The 17,857-nt window shown below is 61.9% G+C and carries 9 protein-coding genes; 2 read left to right on the forward strand and 7 right to left on the reverse strand.

Annotation, left to right across the window (positions count from 1 at the left end; genetic code table 11):
- Window positions 1-44 precede the first annotated feature (44 nt).
- The 3 genes from AB4048_RS07640 to AB4048_RS07650 all read right to left on the reverse strand — a co-directional run bounded on the left by AB4048_RS07640 (window position 45) and on the right by AB4048_RS07650 (window position 9,724).
- Entirely contained in the window at window positions 45-2,813 is a 2,769-nt protein-coding gene (locus AB4048_RS07640; RefSeq protein ID WP_442201330.1) for a DNA translocase FtsK, read from the reverse strand.
- 269 nt (window positions 2,814-3,082) lie between these two features.
- Window positions 3,083-5,308, reverse strand: coding sequence for a DUF1217 domain-containing protein (locus AB4048_RS07645; RefSeq protein ID WP_442201331.1), 2,226 nt, complete (start codon window positions 5,306-5,308; stop codon window positions 3,083-3,085).
- A gap of 189 nt (window positions 5,309-5,497) precedes the next feature.
- Window positions 5,498-9,724 (reverse strand): DUF1217 domain-containing protein, encoded by a 4,227-nt coding sequence (locus AB4048_RS07650; protein ID WP_442201332.1) that lies wholly within the window; start codon window positions 9,722-9,724, stop codon window positions 5,498-5,500.
- Between the two features lie 234 nt (window positions 9,725-9,958).
- On the opposite strand from AB4048_RS07650, the gene AB4048_RS07655 reads away from it, so the two are divergent.
- On the forward strand, window positions 9,959-10,525 hold the full coding sequence (locus AB4048_RS07655; protein WP_442201333.1) for a DUF6101 family protein: 567 nt from the start codon (window positions 9,959-9,961) through the stop codon (window positions 10,523-10,525).
- A 71-nt stretch (window positions 10,526-10,596) separates the two neighbouring features.
- On the opposite strand, the gene ubiA is transcribed toward AB4048_RS07655, so the two are convergent.
- The 4 genes from ubiA to AB4048_RS07675 form a co-directional block, all read right to left on the reverse strand.
- Window positions 10,597-11,550 (reverse strand): 4-hydroxybenzoate octaprenyltransferase, encoded by a 954-nt coding sequence (gene ubiA / locus AB4048_RS07660; protein ID WP_442201334.1) that lies wholly within the window; start codon window positions 11,548-11,550, stop codon window positions 10,597-10,599.
- A 74-nt stretch (window positions 11,551-11,624) separates the two neighbouring features.
- Window positions 11,625-12,434, reverse strand: coding sequence for a MipA/OmpV family protein (locus AB4048_RS07665; protein ID WP_442201335.1), 810 nt, complete (start codon window positions 12,432-12,434; stop codon window positions 11,625-11,627).
- Window positions 12,435-12,656: 222 nt separating this feature from the next.
- On the reverse strand, window positions 12,657-13,916 hold the full coding sequence (locus AB4048_RS07670) for a class I SAM-dependent methyltransferase (RefSeq protein ID WP_442201336.1): 1,260 nt from the start codon (window positions 13,914-13,916) through the stop codon (window positions 12,657-12,659).
- Between the two features lie 132 nt (window positions 13,917-14,048).
- Window positions 14,049-16,358: a Tex family protein gene (locus AB4048_RS07675; RefSeq protein ID WP_442201337.1), complete on the reverse strand. Its 2,310-nt coding sequence runs from the start codon at window positions 16,356-16,358 to the stop codon at window positions 14,049-14,051.
- Window positions 16,359-16,535: 177 nt separating this feature from the next.
- On the opposite strand from AB4048_RS07675, the gene purD reads away from it, so the two are divergent.
- Complete coding sequence (gene purD / locus AB4048_RS07680; RefSeq protein ID WP_442201338.1) at window positions 16,536-17,807, forward strand: phosphoribosylamine--glycine ligase; 1,272 nt, start codon at window positions 16,536-16,538, stop codon at window positions 17,805-17,807.
- Window positions 17,808-17,857: the final 50 nt, after the last annotated feature.

The following is a 17,857-nucleotide window of genomic DNA, read 5'->3' on the forward strand; positions in this document are numbered from 1 at the left end:
ACCGCTCCCGCGAAATAGCGAAAGCGCCCAGCCGCAGATCGTCCCTACTCCATCTCCTCGTTTCGCATCGGCGCGGCATCGCGGTTTCCGGAGATGATCTCGCGCTTGCCGACATGGTTTGCCGCACCCACGAGACCTTCCTTTTCCATGCGCTCGACCAGCGAGGCGGCGCGGTTGTAGCCGATGCCAAGGCGACGCTGGATGTAGGAGGTCGAGCACTTCTTGTCGCGCATGATCACCTTGACCGCCTTCTCGTAGAGGTCGTCGCCGTCTTCCGCGCCCATTGCGGATTTGTCGAAGACGGCGCTTTCTTCTTCGTCGTCCTCTTCCTCGTCCTCGTCGGCCGTGACCGTGTCGAGGTATTCGGGCCGGCCCTGCATCTTCAGGTGCGCGACGACCTTTTCGACTTCCTCGTCGGAGACGAAGGGGCCGTGCACGCGGGCGATGCGGCCGCCGCCCTGCATGTGCAGCATGTCGCCCTGGCCGAGCAACTGTTCGGCTCCCTGCTCGCCCAGAATGGTGCGGCTGTCGATCTTGGACGTTACCTGGAAAGAGATGCGGGTCGGGAAGTTCGCCTTGATCGTGCCGGTGATGACGTCGACCGAGGGGCGCTGGGTCGCCATGATCAGGTGGATACCGGCGGCGCGCGCCATCTGCGCCAGACGCTGGATCGCGCCTTCGATATCCTTGCCCGCGACCATCATCAGGTCGGCCATTTCGTCGACGATGACGACGATGTAGGGCATCGGCGTCAGGTCCATCTCCTGGCTTTCCTCGATCGGCGCGCCCGTCCCTTTGTCGAAGCCGGTCTGGACCATGACGTGGATGGTCTCGCCCTTTTCGTTCGCGGTCGCGACGCGGGCGTTGTAGCCGTCGATGTTGCGTACGCCGAGGCGGGACATCTTCCTGTAGCGCTCCTCCATTTCCCGCACGGCCCATTTGAGCGCCATGACCGCCTTCTTCGGGTCGGTGACGACAGGGGTCAAAAGGTGCGGAATGCCGTCATAGATGGAGAGCTCGAGCATCTTCGGATCGACCATGATCAACCGGCATTCCTGCGGCGTCATGCGGTAGAGCAAGGACAGGATCATCGTGTTGATGGCGACAGACTTGCCCGAGCCGGTGGTGCCGGCGACGAGCAGATGCGGCATCTTGGCAAGCTCGGCGATGACAGGCTCGCCGCCGATGGTCTTGCCGAGGCCGAGCGCCAGCTTGAAACCGCTTCTCGTGAAATCGTCGGAGTCGATCATTTCGCGGAAATAGACCGTCTCGCGCGACGCGTTCGGCAACTCGATGCCGATGACGTTGCGGCCGGGCACCACGGCGACGCGGGCCGAGAGCGCCGACATCGAACGGGCGATATCGTCGGCAAGGCCGATGACGCGCGAGGATTTGACGCCCGGCGCCGGCTCGAATTCGTAGAGAGTCACGACGGGACCCGGACGGACATGGATGATCTCGCCCTTGACGCCGAAATCCTCCAATACGCTTTCCAGAAGCCCGGCATTCCGCTCCAGCGTCTCCTGCGTCATGATCACGCCGGTGCGGGCAACCGGCTCCTGCAAAAGTTCGCGCGGCGGCAGCTGATACTCGCCGTCGGCGGGTGGGGCGGCGCGCCACTCCATCAGGGCCGGGCTTGCGGGCCGGTCGCGCAGCGGCGTCACCTGCAGCCGGGTTGCGGCAGCGCGCGCGGGGCTTGCCTCGACCGGCGCAACGGTTGGCGCGTCGACTGCTGGTAAGGCCACGACCGGAACCACGGGCTCGGGCACCGCGACGACGGCAAGAGCGGTTTCGATGGCGATTCTAGAGGAGATAGCGGCCGGTGCCGTGGGCGGAGCGAACTGCGGCATGGGCGCGGCGATCGGCGCCACCGGTTCGCTGACTGGTGCGGTCACGGCAAGCGGGGCGACCGCCACCGACTGCTGCGCCTCCGCCGACCTGCCGTGGCGCCACTCGATGATGCGGTATCGCGAAACGACGCCGCCCGCAGGCGTTTCGATCTGCGGCAGAACGGAGATGGCGACCGCAGCGACGGCCGGCATATCGCTCTCTTCGAACGGCATGGCATCCCAGAAGGCGAAGTCGGAGAGATTGGCAAGCCGGGAGGGAACCGGCGGCGCCGACGCCGTGGGCTGGGGCTTTGGCATTGCTGCAGATATCGCCGACGGCGGCACATAGGCGGCGGCGGGAATGAAGATCTCCTCGATCAATCGCTGGGCGACCCTGACCGGCAGCCCCGAACTCGGTACCGGCGCCGGCATTGCCGGCACTTGCGCGGTGGGCTGTGGCGCCGATGCCTTCGGTTGGGCCGAGAGCACGGCCGCCTGCGATCGGGCGACAGCGGGTGGCGGCGCGGGCCTATGGGCCGAGAGGTCAGTTGCCGAGGGTTCGGTTGCCGACGACGTGGGTGCCGCTGCAATCGGGGCATCCTCCGGAGCCTGCCGGCGGATCTGACTTTCTGGGGTGCGCGTGAAGCGAACGTTCGGAGCGAGAGAAAAGGCCGACTGCCAGACCTGCGATTCGGCTGCGTCCGCCGAAGCCGAAGGCTGGGTAACCGACGCGGGCGGCGCTGTGACGACGGCATCGACGGCGGGCGTGACCGAGGCCGCTAACGCGGCTTGGGCCTTTGCCTCCTCGGCGCGCGCGATTTCGGCACGGCGCCTCGCCTCGCGCGACTCAAGGAGCTTGCGCTCCAGATAGGCGCGGCGTTTCGCGGCACCCTCGTCGTGCTCGGCGGCAGCCATGGCATCCTCGCCCTCGCCCTTCGAAACGCCCTCTGCTGCATTGGAAAGATTCGTTCTGGGAAAACGCATGGTACCTGCAATCCAGTGAGTGATAATGAACACCGCTAACCCTCATCGAATAGGCCAGGGACGGTTAACAAGTTCTTTCCAGGCCCCCTCCAATCCATCGCATTTTTCCGCCAGCCCCGGGTATTACCCGTTGATTTTTATGGGATTTTTATTTTTTCGGACGTATCGCGCCGGGGCCGGTCTTGCGACACGTCGGCAAGGCCGCGCCAGAACGGAAAACGCCCGCCTCGTCGGGTGACGGGCGGGCGAAGCCTTAGTCGGCGGGCGGGTTAGCCGCCGAGTTTCAGTTGGGCTAGCGACAGCATCATGTCGGCGCTTATTCCATAGCTGCTGCTGGAACCCTGGAGGATGCTGAGCCCCGGCGACGAGCTGGTACTATTCTGCATGTCGTACATTGCCGAGAATCGCTTGAGCAGCTTGTCCACCTTGCTGGGGTCCTGGAAGTCCGCCACGTTGACAGACTTGCCGATGAGCGAAGCCTGCTGGTCGACATCCATCGCCGACATGGATGACGGCAGGTTGAAAGTCGTCTGGATGACGCTGTAGAGCGCCTGATCGCCCATGATGTCGTAGACAGACGTAATGTTCGATGCATTGCGCTGGAAATAGAGGGCGAGACGCACGCCGGGGTTCGTGTCGCCCTGTTGATCCTCAAGCGTCTGGCGCAGGTAGAGGCTGTCCGTCGCCAGCCGCGCGCCTTCGTTCTGAACCGCACCGAGCTTGGAATTTGTGAGGTTGCCGTCCGTTCCGAAATTGAACGCCGAAACGATGTTGGCGAACTTGGCGCCATCGTTGGTGTTGACGAAGCTCTTGGGATCGGTGGGATCGGAGGCGAAGGCCTTCTTCAGGGTGTCCGTCGTCACGGTCTTGGGGTCGATGCCGCTTGCCTTCAGGATGAAGTCGGTGAGCTTCGTGTCGGCCAAAAGATCGGTGACATCAGTGATCTTGACGATGTTGGTCGCGAAATAGGTTCCGGCATCCTTGGCGTCGTCGGTGGCCTGGGTCGCCTGCGCCCCCTTCAGGCCGATCTTCGCCTTGCTGGTATATTGGGAAATGTAGGAGTTGATCTGACCCTGCGACAGCGCCTGGACGGGCGCTCGCAGATTGCCGCTGCTGTCGAAATTGAAAGCCTTGGCGAGATTGACGAACCGATCGTCCTTCAGCGAGTTGACGTAGCTCTTGGAATCGTAAGGATCGCTTTCGAGCACCTTCTTGATCTGGCTCTTCGTCACCGAGCCGGGGTCGATGCCATAGGCGCGCAGCGCCACCTGGTAGGCATCGGGAAGATCGTCGTTCGTGGTGTCGCTATCGGTCTGGTTGCTGGCGAAGAGATCGTCGATCTTCGTCACGGCCGCGATCTTGGTGCGGTAGTTCTTTTCGGCATCGGTGACGAGCGACGACTGCGACGTATCATAGCTCTTCATGTAGGCGGACGAGGTGGCGGCGATCTGATCGGCGCTCTGCGCCTGCTCGCCGGCGGCGACCGTTCCATCCGGCTGGAAGTTGAAACTGGCGATAGCGGAGGTCAATCCGAAGGTCGCGGCAAAGCTCGGGTCCCCAGCCGCGGTATTGAACTCGTACGCCGTCAAATCCGTATTTAGCCCCAAGGCATTCTTGACGTAGCTGAAGAGGCGCGTGTTCGACGTCAACTCACCGACCGAGGTGATCGTGCCGATCGTGTCCTTGTAGTAGGTGTCGTTGGCGGTCGCCCCGGCATAGGTCGTGTAGGACGGGACCGTTGCGTTGTAGAGACCCTCGATCTCCGTCGCCTGGGCGGCCGTCTGCGCGCTTGCGCCAGTGCTCGTTCCGTCGGCGTTGAAGCTGAATTCCGCGGCAAGCGCCTTGAAGGCGGCGCCGCTGTTCTGGTTGACGAAGCTAGAGGGATCGCTGACGTCACTGGTCAGCACCGAGCGCAGGTAGCTGTTGGAGATATAGGTCGGATCGATGCCGTTTGCCTTGAGGACGTAATCCTTCAGCCTGTCGTCGCCGAGGATCTGGTCGACATTGGTGACGTTGGCGATCTTGGCGCTGTAATAGTCGGTCTCCGCCTTGGCGTTATCGGACTCGTCGGCGAAGGACTGCTCATAGAGATCGATCGTGCCATCGGTCTGCGTCGAGGATTGCGCCGCATTGGCGGAGGAAACACCTGCCGTCCCGGAGGAACTTGAAGACGTCCCGAAATTGTATGCCGCCGCGATCGCCTTGTAGCGGGGATCGTTCAGGCGGTTCGCGAAGCTGTTGCTGTCGCTGAGATCGCTCGTCAGGACCTTCTTCATGAAGGCCTTGCCGTAGGTCATGTCGCTAAGACCGTAAGCGTCCATGGCATAGCTGAAGAGCTGGTAGTTGTTGACGAAGTCATCGACGGTTTTGACCTTGCCGATATTGGCGTCGTAATAGGCCTGCGCGCGCTTCGTCTGTGATTGGGAGGCAATTCGGCTCAAGGTCGACGTCATGTCCCTCGTGGCAATCGAATAGCCAAGATAGGTCGAGAGCATCCAAAGGTCCTCCACCGCGAGTGCCGAAGGACCGGCAGCGGCGTTATGTATGACTATTGGATAGGTTAGAACGCGCTAAAAATTCGTTAACGCCGTGAAAACGGGATTCACCTTTGAGTGAATAGCCGCTACCGCGATCCCGGCGCTCCCCTTCGATGCAAGCAATCGGGTTTGCCGCCTCCCCGCGCCTTATCCGGCCCGGAGCTGGGCGATCGACAGCAGCGTGTCCGCGCTGATGCCGCCGCTCGATCCCTGCAATATGCTGGCCGCAGGCGAGGAACTCGAACTGTTCTTCATGTCGTACATGGCGGTGAAGCGCTTCACCAGTTGGCTGACCTTCTTCGGATCCTGCAGGTCCTTGAGGCTGACGAGCTTTTGCAGATAGTCGGCCTGCTTTTGGACATCCATGTTGGCGATCGCGTCCGGCAGCTGGAAGGTCGTGGTGATGAACTGATAGATCGCCTTGTCGGACATGAGGTCGTAGATCGACAGGATGTCGGGCGCCTTGCGTTGGAAATAGAGAGCCAGGCGCACGCCATCGTTGGTCTCGCCTTGCTGCGTTTCGAGCGCCTGATGCAGGTAGGAGTCGTTCGTCTGCTCGAAGGCACCCTTGTCCTGTATGGTGCCCAGCTTGGTGTTGGTCAATCCGAGCACATGCTTGCTGGTGAGGTCGTCGAGATGCGAGGACGATGCCGCCTTCGTCTCGAAATTAAAGGTGCTGACGATCTTCTTGAACTGTGCGCCGGCGGTCGTGTTGAGGAAGCTCTTGGGGTCGTCCGGATCCGCTTCGAAGGCACTCTTCAAGGTCGCGGCGGTAACCGTCTTCGGATCGATCCCGTTCGCCGCCAGCGTAAAATCGGTGAGCTTCTTGTCTGCGAGGAAGTCCGGCAGGGTTTTGATCTTGAGGATGTTGGTCGCGAAATAGGTGGCCGCGGTCTTGGCGTCGTCCAGCGCCTTCTTCGCCGCGCTGCCAGTCAGCCCGAGGGAGGCTCGCTTGGAATAGGCCGAGACGTAGCTGTTGATCTGCTGCTGCGACAGCGCCTGGACCGCCGGCTCGGGATCTCCCTTGCTGTCGAAATTGAATGCCTTGGCCAGATTGACGAAGCGGTCGTCCTTCAAGGAATTGACGTAGCTCTTCGGATCGTAGGGGTCGCTCTCCAGGATCAGCTTCATCCGCGTCGGCGACATCTCGCTCGGCTGGATGCCGTATGCTCTCAAGGCCACCTCGTAGATCTGCGGCAGATCTGGCTGCTTGTCGTTGTCCTTCAGCGTATCGGCGTCGTTGGTGACGAAGAAATCCTTGATATTCTTAACGTCCGGCATTCGCTTCTTGTAGTTCGCCGCTGCGTCGGTCTGCATTGCCGTTCGCGCCGTATTGGCCTTGTCGAAATACATCTGCGACGTCGAGGCGATCTGATCGGCCGTCTGCGCCTTCTTGCCGGCGGCCACCTTTCCGTCCGGCGGCAGGAAATTGAACGTCGCGATGATGTCCGTGAAGCCGACGAGCTTGGCATAATCGGGATCCGCCGCCGCCGTCTTGAAATCGAACTTCAGGACGGCGTCCGAGGTGTTCGCCGCTTCCCGGTCGGCAATCCCGAAGGCCATCACCACATAGTCGAAGAGCATCGGATCGTTGACGAGCTCGGCAGCTGACGTGATGGAACCGATGTGGCTCTTGTAGTAGCTGTCGGAGGCCGCCGCCTTGGCGTTGGTGACGAACGTCGACACCTGAACGCTGTATGCGTCCATGACCGCACTCTTTTGCTCGGCAGTCTGGGCACGCTGCCTGTAATTGGTCATGAACGCCGTGGAGACGTACTTGATTTGCGCGGAGGTCTGCGCCTGCCCGTTGGCAGTGACTGTTCCGTCGGTTGCGAAGTTGGCCGTATAGGCTTGCGTCGTCTTGGCGATCTGCGCGGCACTCTGGGCCTGGTTGCCGGCCAGGACCGTGCCGTCGGCGCCGAAATTGAAATCCGCGAAAACCTTCACGAGCCCAAGCGCGATCGCTTGGTTCGCATCCTTCGCGGCGGCGCTGAACTCGGCGGCCGTCATGGACAGATCGAGCCCATAGGCAATTTTCAGGTAGTTGAAGAGCTGCGTATCCGCACTCAGATCGTCGGCCGAGGTGACGGTGCCGATATGTGCCTGGTAATAGGCGGTATTGGTGAGCGCATCCGCCTTCAGGGCGTCGCTTGCCGTGTGATAAGCGTTTGCGACGGTCTCGCCCTGTGACTGCGTTTGAGCCGGATGGAGCGCCAGATAGGCCATGGCGGTTGCGCTTGCCTGCTCGTCGGTCTGCCCCGGAAACTGAGCAATATAGACCGTCGATATCAGGCTGATCTGCGCGGCCGATTGCGCCGCGTCACCTGGGGTGACTGTTCCATCCGCCTCGAAGCTGAACTGACCGAGGATCGCCGTCAGGCCTTTCGCTTGCGCCAGGGCCGGATCTTTCGCGGCGGCGGCGAAATCGGCCGGAGTGACGGAGGTCATGTTGAAGGCGGTCTTGATGTAGTCGAACAGGCGCGGGTCGGCGACCAGATCGTCGACCGAGGTGATCGAGCCGATCGTCGCCTTGTAGTAGTCGTCCTCCGTCACCGCGTTCGCCCTTGCCTGGAACCCGAACTGCGCAAGCGCGTCGGTGAGGCCCAGGCTCGCGGCAAGCGCCGGATCCTCGACCGCGGCCTCGAAATCGGTCGCGCTCACGCTCGGATCGATGCCGTATGCCGCTTTGACGAAAGAGAAGAGAGCGGCATCTCCGGTGAGGTCGCTCGCGGTCTTGATGTTGCCGATGTTGCTCGAATAGTAGGTGGCGGCCGATTGCGCGGCCTGATGATCCTGAAAATTGAACTGCGCAAAGAAATCCGTAAGCCCGTTGGCGGCGGCAATGGCCGGATCGGCATAGGCTTGCCTGAAGAGATCGGCGGACATGCTCGGATCGATGCCGTAGGCGAGCTTCAAATAGGCCATCATGCGCGTGTCGGACGTCAACTCGGTGATGTTGTCGATCGTGCCGATATGGGCGTCGTAGTAGGCATCCTCGTTGGCGGTGCCGGTGCTGAAGTTGAACTGAATGAAAAGATTGGTCAGCCTCTTGGCATCCGCGATCCGCGGATCCTTCGCGGCAGCGACCATATCCGCATCCGTGACGCTGGGATCGATGCGGAAGGCAGATCTCACGTACGCGTCGAGCCGGGGATCGGCCACGAGATCGGCAATGGATTTCACATTGGTGATGTTGGCTTTGTAGTAGGAATCCAGCGCGGCGGCGCCGGCGTCGGTTACGAAGCTTGGCACCGTGATGTTGTATTCGTCCATCACAGCCGCCTTCTGAGCGGCCGTCTGCACCGGCTTCGTCACCCCGTTGGCATCGAGCGCAAGCGTTCCATCCGCGGCAAAATTGAACTGCGCGATAAGCTTCTTTTCTGCCGCCGTTCCATTCTGGTTCACGAAGCTCGCGGGATCGCTGATGTCGCTCGTCAGCATCGACCGGAGATCGCCTGTCGACACGGACGCGGGATCGATACCGTAGCCCTTCAGCATAAAGGCGGTCAGGCGGCTATCGCCGAGCAACCCGTCCACCGACGTGACGGAGCCGATCGTTTGGCCATAGTAGTCGCTTTCCGCCTTGACCGCCGCCTCTTCGGCAAGCTGGGCAGCGCTCAACGTCGGCACCGTGCCGTCCGCGTTGAAGCTGAACTGCTTGGCCATCGCCTTGAATGCCGTGCCGCCGTTCAGATTGACGAAGCTGTTCGGATCGTTGACGTCGCTGGTCAGCACCGAGGCCAGGAAGCCGTTCCTGACATAGGTGGGATCGAGGCCATAGGCCTTCAGCAGGTAGTTCTTCATCCTGGGATCGGCGACCAGCTGCATGACATTGGTGATGTTGTTGATACGCGCGCTGAAGTAGTCGCTCTCGGTCTTGATGGACGATTCCTCGTTGGCGAAGGACTGCGTGTAGAGACCAAGCATGTCTTCCTGCTGGGTGTCCGTCTGCCCGCTATTGGCCGACACGCCGAAATTGAAGGCGGCCGCGAACTGCTTGTAGCGGGTATCGGTCAGCTTGTTGGCAAAGCTCTTGGTATCGCTGAGATCGCTCTCGAGCACCTTCTTCATCATGCCCTTGGCATAGACCATGTCCTCAAGGCCGAAGGCCTTCATGGCGTAGGAGTAAAGCCGGTAGTCGCCAAGAAAATCGTCGGCCGTTTTGACCTTGCCGATATTGGCCTTGTAGTAGTCGACCTCCCGTTTGGTCTGCGCCTGCGCGGAAACCCGCGTCAGCGTCGTCACCATGTCGCGCGAACTCATCGAATATCCGAGAAAGGTCGAAATCATCGGAACGCCCCCACGCGTCAGGTCGGAAACAACAAGCGAAACCCCGCGATATTGTTGCAGCCAGAGCTTACGCGAGACTGACACGGCACCCCTCGGATGGCGGTCAAAACGGAATGGTTTTCTCCAGATCCGTTCACTTCGCGGAAACCTTGATGGATTTGATTTCGCTAACCATCAGCCGACGCAAAATTTTCTTAACCGCGATTTTTAAGCTGTCCGGAATATCGGCCGCCTACCTTCACGGCATCAAGGGACAAAAGTCCTCAAAAGAAGGCCGGTAACCGGCCCCCGTGCGTAAAACAAGGGTAAGAAAAATCGATGAGCAAATCCGTCATGAAGCCTGCATGGGCAGGTACGACCTTGCGGCTGGATCCGGCACGTTTCCCCCAGCAGGTCAGCTACGCGATGCGCGGATCATCCTGCGACGTCACGATCACGATCGACGAGCGTGGCGCAGTGTTGCGCAAGATCCTGCCCTCGAGCGGACTGCCGCTTTCCATCGCCCTGCCAAAGCGGGCGTTCATGGGCGTGGCGGCGCGAGCGATCGACCACGGCGACGGCGAAGTCACCGTCACGCTCGAACTGCATCACGAGGATCCGGACCTGTGCATTCCGCTTCTGGTGGCGCACGATCTCAGCGACATCGCCGCCGACTGGCGTTCCTGGTCGGAAGCTTTCCGCATCCCGATGCTGATGGTGGAAGCCGACGGCGTCGCCCGGCCGCTCGAAGAGCATCTCGGCGGCGTCAAGACCAACGCGCTGCAGCCGCGCCGGCGCCACTCCTATTTCGCAAGCCGCCGCCCGCGCTTCCTCGTGCGCCGCACCACTGGCAAGCTCGGCGTTACCATGAAGATCGAAGGCCGCGAGATCATCGCGCGCAGCTGAGCGCCCGAACCTCCACCTGCAAAAACACCCGGCGTTTCGGCGCCGGGTGTTTGCGTTTGCGGATTGACCCGTCAGATCAGCGGCAGGGAAAGGAAAAGCCCGGCGAAGATGATGGCGCCGACCTTGCCGTTGGATTTGAACAGCGCCAGGCATTGATCGGCATTGTCGATGTTGAGAACCGCAATCTGGTAGGCGAACATGCCGCCGGCGATGAGAAGCCCCAGATAGGCGAGCGTGCCGGCGCCGACCACGGCAAACGATAGAAACATCAAGACGAGGGCCGCACCGTAGAGGCCGGAGAGCCAAAGCCGCGTGCGCTCGCCGAAGAGCCGCGCCGTCGAGCGCACGCCGATCAGCGCGTCGTCTTCCTTGTCCTGATGGGCGTAGATCGTATCGTAACCGATCGTCCAGACGATCGAGGCGGCATAAAGCAGGACGGCGGCAACGGAGAGGCTGCCGAAAATGCCGGCCCACCCCATCAGCGCGCCCCAGGAAAACGCGAGCCCCAGAAAGAACTGCGGCCAATCGGTAAAGCGCTTGGCGAAGGGATAAAGGGCGACGATCGCCAGCGAAAGCACGCCGAGCACAATGGCGAACCCGTTGAACTGCAACAGAACCAAGAGCCCGACCAGCGCTTGAAGGGCAATGAAGGCCTTGGCCTGCAGGCGGCTGACCCGCCCGGAGGGCAGCGGCCGCGAGCGCGTGCGCGCCACCGCCATGTCGATGTCGTGATCGACGAGATCGTTATAGGTGCATCCGGCCCCGCGCATCGCCACGGAACCGACGAAATAAAGCAGGAGGTGCCAGACCAGCTGAAGCCTCGAAAACTGCCCCGTTTCGGTTGCAGCCTGGGCTGCGAGCGTCGCCGACCAGAAGCACGGCCACATCAGAAGCTGCCAGCCGATCGGCCTGTCCCAGCGCGCCAGCTGCGCATAGGGCCAGAGCGCGGAAGGAAGCGCGCGGTAGACCCAGTTGCCGGAAGGCGCATCCGCGACGCGCCCGTGAATATCGCCCGTGTTTTGCATGCGCTAAGTATCGAGACCGAGGGGCGGCGGTCAAGCTGCGCGTGTTGGCGCGCGCAGCCCTTGGCTGTTTGCTCCTAGTTCAATGTGAAATTGAACCTGTAGCTCGCCGTGACGCCGATCATCCATTGGTTCGGATCGCCGCGTTCGCGCACCAGACTGCTGTCGGCGGCCGGGCCTTGCAGGCGCTTGTATTCCACGAACGAACTCGCGGTTATGTTTGGCGTCGCCTGCCAGGTGAGAGCGGCTCCTGCGCCGACGGACTTCAGACCCCCGCCCGGATTGTATGTGCTGAGCCCGCTTGCCGCCGACTCGCTCTGGTCCACGCCGTAGTATGTCTCGAAATAATCCTCCGTCGCCCAGGTGGCGCGCGGTCCGCCGGAAAGCCTGAGCTCAGGCAGGATATCGACATAGGCGTCAACGGCGGTGTCGGCGACGAGGCCTGCATGCGCACGAATGCCTTGGCGCAGTTCGGCGCGCGCACGCAGCCAGTCGGTGGGATAGACTTCCCCAAAGGCGCCGACTTCCACGCCCCATTTGACCGGCTTCAGGCCGCGAAGGTCGCTGTCGGTGTCCGCGTCACGCTTCGGAATGAAGCGCCCTGTGAGGCCGGCCCGGAAAGCGCCCTGGTCGTAAAGCGAGAAGGAGGCGCTATCGTTGCGCGAGGAAAAGCGCGTCTCGGGCCCTTGCTTGCCGAACGAGATCTGCGGAGACCATTGCAGCTTGTTGCTCGAACCGCCCTCGTATTTCGGGGCGGAGAAAACGGAAGCGCCGAGGCTGACATACCAGTCGCCGGACCACCAGGCACGGCGCTCCTGCGCGTCGGCAAGGCCAGCCGACAGCAGAAGGAGTGCCGAAGGCAAAAGGAATTTGGATTTCAAAATCATAACCGACCCCGCAAAACGCAAAACAAAGGGCTGCGAGGGCAGCCCGGAACATTCCACCTTCGCCGCAGCAACCCAGAATTATATTCATCGGCCATTGCGCGGAAAATTTGAAGATATGGATCAAATTCTTCGAAATTAGCCAACAAATCATTAAGAAGCAGCGGAGGGATTTGCGGGCAAGAACTTCTTGCCCGTAACCCGCCCCGTGCCTCAGCCCTCAAGCTAGAAGACCACCTTCTCCAGCGGCGCGCGGCGTGCCTCGAATTCCTTCAGTTTCGCTTCTTGCTCGGCAATGTAGTTGCGGTTGTCCGGCACTGCAAACTGGTTCTTGGCGATCTGAACCTGCAGGATGAAGAGGTCGTCCCAGCGGAAGCCCATTTCCGAGCCGGCGAGATAGAACTCCCACATGCGGAAGAACCGCTCGTCATAGAGGGCGACGGCTTCGGCCTTGCGCGCCACGAAGCGGTTTCGCCAGTGGCGAAGCGTGTAGGCGTAGTGCATCGGCAGGATTTCGATATCCTTGATCAGGAGCCCCGCCTTTTCGAGCGGCGGCGTGACTTCACCGACGGACGGGATATAGCCGCCCGGGAAAATATACTTCTCGATGAAGGCGTTGGTGGCGAACGACGGTTTCGGCCGGGCGATGGTGTGCAGCACCATGACACCGTTGTTGTCCAGCAACTCGGAGACCTTGTGGAAGAATTTGCCGTAGTTGCCGATGCCTACATGCTCGAACATGCCGACCGAGACGATGCGATCGAACTTCTTGCCGCCCATGTAGCGGTAGTCCTGAAGCTCGAAGCGGACGCGCTCGGAAAGGCCGCGCTTGGCCGCGCGCCCGCGTGACACCTTCAGCTGCTCTTCGCTGAGCGTTATGCCGGTAAAATCGATCCCTTCCGCGGCCTCGGCGAGATACATGCCCATGCCGCCCCAGCCGGAGCCGATTTCGAGAATGCGCTGGCCGGATCCGATCAGGAGCTTGGCGGCGATATGGCGCTTCTTGGCAAGCTGCGCCTCGTCCAGACTGATGCCGTGCGGCTCGAAATAGGCGCAGGAATATTGCCAATCCTCGTCGAGGAAAAGGTCGAAGAGCTTGGCCGACAGATCGTAATGGTGCGCGACGTTGTGCTTGTTGCGGTTGATCGGCAACCGGCTTTTCAGCTGCTGGAGGACGACGCGGCCCATAAGCAACATCGCCATGCGGAAATCGAAGATCTCGTTGGTGGTATTTTTCTTCACCACCGAGAGGAAGTCGTAGATATCCCCCTGCTCCATGACGAAGCGGCCTTGCATGTACATCTCGCCGAGCTTCAAGGTCGGGTCGCGGGCCACCGCGTCTTCCGCCTCCTGGTCGATGAAGCGGATGGCCACCGGGTCGTCCGAGCCATCGCCAAGTATATGCGTCTCGCCGGAAGAAAGTGTCAGCTTCAGCGAGCCTTCACGGACGATTTTCTGAATGAGCAAAAGGAGTGCCGACGCCATGGGTGCCTCGGATATTGTGACGACGATAAGTGAAGTTTAGCGTCTCCTCGATCGCTTTCAAGTTCATGGATTAGCACTCCGTCAACAACGTTGCCAGAGTGTTACATTCTTGCAATACCTTCCGCTAAGCCGTTATTTTCGCTTGAACGCGTCAGCCAGCGCCGCGCCGAAACTGCCTTGCTGTGTCGCTTGCGGACGCACATCGCCGCGCTTTGCCTGAACGCTGGGCGCGCTGGCTTCGCGCCCGCTGCGCGAAGGCGCGGCGGCCTCAGTGCCCCCATCCTTGCGCATGGTGAGGCTTATGCGCTTGCGCTTCACGTCGATCTCGACGACCCGCACCTTCACCACGTCGCCAGCTTTCACAATTTCGTGAGGATCTTTGACAAAACGATCGGCAAGCTGGGAGACGTGAACCAGGCCGTCCTGATGAACACCGATATCGACGAACGCGCCGAACGCGGCGACATTGGTGACGGTTCCTTCCAACATCATTCCGGGCAGAAGGTCGGTGATTTCATTGACGCCCTCGGCAAAGGTGGCGGTCTTGAAGCTCGGGCGCGGGTCGCGGCCGGGCTTCTCGAGCTCGGCCAGGATATCGCGCACCGTCGGCAGGCCGAAGCGCTCGTCGACGAAGGCGCGCGGATCGACGTCCTTCAATGCGGCACTGTCGCCCATCAGGGTGCGCAGGTCGCGGCCGCAAGCGGCGACGATCTTCTTGGCGACGCCGTAGGCTTCCGGGTGCACCGAGGAGGCATCGAGCGGCTCCTTGCCGTTCGGAATGCGCAGGAAGCCGGCGCATTGCTCGAAGGTGCGGTTGCCGAGACGCGCGACTTTCAGGAGATCGCGCCGGGTCTCGAAACGCCCCTCCTCGTCGCGGTGGCGCACGATCGCATCGGCGATCGACGGCCCGAGACCGGACACGCGCGCGAGCAGCGGTGCGGATGCCGTATTGAGATCGACGCCCACGGCGTTGACGGCGTCCTCAACGACGGCATCGAGCGAGCGCGAGAGCTTTTGCTGATCTACGTCATGCTGGTACTGGCCGACGCCGATCGACTTCGGCTCGATCTTGACGAGCTCCGCCAGCGGATCCTGCAGACGCCGCGCGATCGAGACGGCGCCGCGCAGCGTCACATCGAGGTCGGGGAACTCCAGCGCGGCCGTCTCTGAGGCCGAATAGATCGAAGCGCCCGCTTCCGACACGATAACCTTGGTCGGCTTCGGCGCGGGAAGATCGGCCAGCATGTCGGCGACGAGCTTTTCCGTCTCCCGGCTTCCCGTCCCGTTGCCGATGGAGATCAGCTCCACCTTATGCTTGCGCGTGAGGGCAGCAAGCGTCGCCTGGGTGCCGCGCACGTCGTTCCTCGGCGGAAAGGGATAGACGGTCGTGGTCTCGAGAACCTTACCGGTGCCGTCGACGATCGCCACCTTGACGCCGGTGCGGATGCCGGGATCGAGGCCCATCGTGGCCCGCGAACCCGCGGGCGCCGCCAAAAGCAGGTCCTTGAGGTTACGCGCGAAAACGTGGATCGCCTCTTCCTCCGCCCGTTCGCGCAGCTCGCGCGTCAGGTCGAGCGAGAGCGACATGGAGAGTTTCACGCGCCAGGTCCAGCTTGCGACCTCCATCAGCCAGCGGTCGCCGGGTTTTTGCGCCCCGATCTCCAGGCTTGTCGCGATCATCCGCTCGACCGGCTTTGCCGGGGAGGAAACGTCGGTGTCGACGTCGATCGTCAGCGTCAGCATTTCCTCGTTCCAGCCACGCAGCATCGCAAGCGCGCGGTGGCCGGGTGCCGTCGCCCAGCGCTCGTTGTGCTCGAAATAGTCGGAGAACTTGGCGCCCGCCTCCTGCTTGCCGTCGACGACGCGCGCCCTGAGCATGGCGTTCTGCTTCATGTGAGCGCGAAGCTTGCCGAGAAGATCGGCGTTCTCGGTGATGCCTTCGGCGACGATGTCGCGCGCGCCTTCGAGCGCCGCCTTGACGTCGGCGACCTCGGCCGTGAGGTAAGCTGCGGCAAGCACCGTCGGATCGGCGGCGCGGTTGCCAAGGATCGCCTCGGCGAGCGGTCCAAGACCGCGTTCGCGGGCGATCTCGGCGCGCGTGCGGCGCTTCGGCTTATAGGGCAGGTAGAGATCTTCGAGTTCCGCCTTGGTGACCGCCGCGGAAATCTTGCCCATCAGCTCGTCGGTCATCTTCCCCTGGCCGGTGATCGAGTCGACGATGGTGGAGCGGCGCGCTTCCAGGTCGCGCAGATAGACCAACCGTTCCGCCAGCGTGCGCAACTGACCGTCATCCAAGCCGCCGGTGACCTCTTTGCGATAGCGCGCGATGAAAGGAACCGTTGCGCCTTCATCGAGAAGCTCGATCGCGGCCACCGCCTGCGCCGGTCTCGCATTGATTTCGGCGGCGATGGTTGCGGAGAGGGAGCGAATATCAGCGGCCATTATGAATCTCGTTTCTTTTTACATAAAAGGCGCACCATAGTCGGACAAGAAGGCAAGGCAATGGATTTCGCGAACGGCCAAGCGCCGGTTCCACAGGATTTGCCCTTGACCTTTCAAGCCCCGCTCCTTAACCGCCAGACGAGGCGCTGAAGTGCCGCGTAGAGAGAGGGCAGACCCATGAGACTTCTGTTGATCGGATCCGGCGGACGCGAACACGCGCTGGCCTGGAAACTGGCGCAATCGCCTCTCCTCACCGAACTCTTCGCCGCACCGGGCAATCCCGGCATCGCCGAGCACGCGACGCTCGTCGCCATCGATACCGAAAGTCACCCGGACGTCATCGCTTTCTGCCGCGACAAGGCAATCGACTTCGTCGTCGTTGGCCCCGAGGCGCCGCTGGTGGCGGGCCTTGCAGATCGCCTGCGCGAGGCTGGCATTGCCGTCTTCGGCCCTTCGGCCGCGGCCGCCCAGCTCGAGGGCTCGAAGGGCTTCACCAAGGATATCTGTGCCCGCTACGGCATTCCGACTGGCGCCTATCAGCGCTTCAACAACGCGCCGAAGGCAAAGGCCTATATCCGCGCGGAGGGCGCGCCGATCGTCGTCAAGGCCGACGGGCTTGCCGCCGGCAAGGGCGTAACCGTCGCCATGACCGTCGATGAGGCGCTGGCCGCTGTCGACGACTGTTTCGAAGGCGCCTTCGGTGAGGCCGGCGCGGAAGTGGTGATCGAAGCCTTCCTCGATGGCGAGGAAGCAAGCTTCTTCTGCCTCTGCGACGGCAGTCACGTTCTGGCGCTCGCGACCGCGCAGGATCACAAACGCGTCGGCGACGGCGACACCGGCCCCAACACCGGCGGGATGGGCGCCTATTCGCCGGCGCCGGTGATGACGCCCGAGATGGTCGAGCGGACCATGAAGGACATCATCGAGCCGACGATGCGCGGCATGGCCGAAAGCGGCCATCCGTTCTCGGGCGTCTTCTTTGCCGGCCTGATGATCACGGCGAAGGGCCCCGAACTCATCGAATACAACGTCCGCTTCGGCGACCCGGAGTGCCAGGTGCTGATGATGCGGATGAAGAGCGATCTGCTGCCGCTGCTTTACGCCTGCGCCAAGGGCACGCTCGGTGAGGCAAGCGTCGAATGGCATGACGATGCGGCATTGACCGTCGTCATGGCATCCAAGGGCTATCCCGGTGCCTACGAGAAGAACACCGCGATCGCGGCCCTGCCGGCGGACAGCGACGGCGCAAAGGTGTTCCATGCCGGGACGGCCGTGAAGGACGGCCAGCTTGTCGCGACCGGTGGCCGCGTTCTCAACGTCACGGCTCTTGGAAAGAGTGTCGGTCAGGCGCAGAGCCGCGCCTATGCCCTTGCCGACAAGGTGGAGTGGGCAAACGGCTTTTGCCGCCGCGACATCGGCTGGCGGGCGATCGAACGCGAGAACGGCTGACGTCGATCGATATCGATCCGTGAATTATACGATAAAAATTTACCAATTCT

The sequence above is a fragment of the Rhizobium sp. RAF56 genome, from assembly GCF_052113965.1.
In the GTDB taxonomy this organism is placed as follows: Bacteria; Pseudomonadota; Alphaproteobacteria; order Rhizobiales; family Rhizobiaceae; genus Rhizobium.

Excerpts from the sequence above, each read along its gene's own strand:
- AB4048_RS07640 (WP_442201330.1), bottom strand. The coding sequence starts at position 2,813 with ATGCGTTTTCCCAGAACGAATCTTTCCAATGCAGCAGAGGGCGTTTCG.
- AB4048_RS07645 (WP_442201331.1), bottom strand. The coding sequence starts at position 5,308 with ATGCTCTCGACCTATCTTGGCTATTCGATTGCCACGAGGGACATGACG.
- AB4048_RS07655 (WP_442201333.1), top strand. The coding sequence starts at position 9,959 with ATGAGCAAATCCGTCATGAAGCCTGCATGGGCAGGTACGACCTTGCGG.
- ubiA (WP_442201334.1), bottom strand. The coding sequence starts at position 11,550 with ATGCAAAACACGGGCGATATTCACGGGCGCGTCGCGGATGCGCCTTCC.
- AB4048_RS07665 (WP_442201335.1), bottom strand. The coding sequence starts at position 12,434 with ATGATTTTGAAATCCAAATTCCTTTTGCCTTCGGCACTCCTTCTGCTG.
- AB4048_RS07670 (WP_442201336.1), bottom strand. The coding sequence starts at position 13,916 with ATGGCGTCGGCACTCCTTTTGCTCATTCAGAAAATCGTCCGTGAAGGC.
- AB4048_RS07675 (WP_442201337.1), bottom strand. The coding sequence starts at position 16,358 with ATGGCCGCTGATATTCGCTCCCTCTCCGCAACCATCGCCGCCGAAATC.
- purD (WP_442201338.1), top strand. The coding sequence starts at position 16,536 with ATGAGACTTCTGTTGATCGGATCCGGCGGACGCGAACACGCGCTGGCC.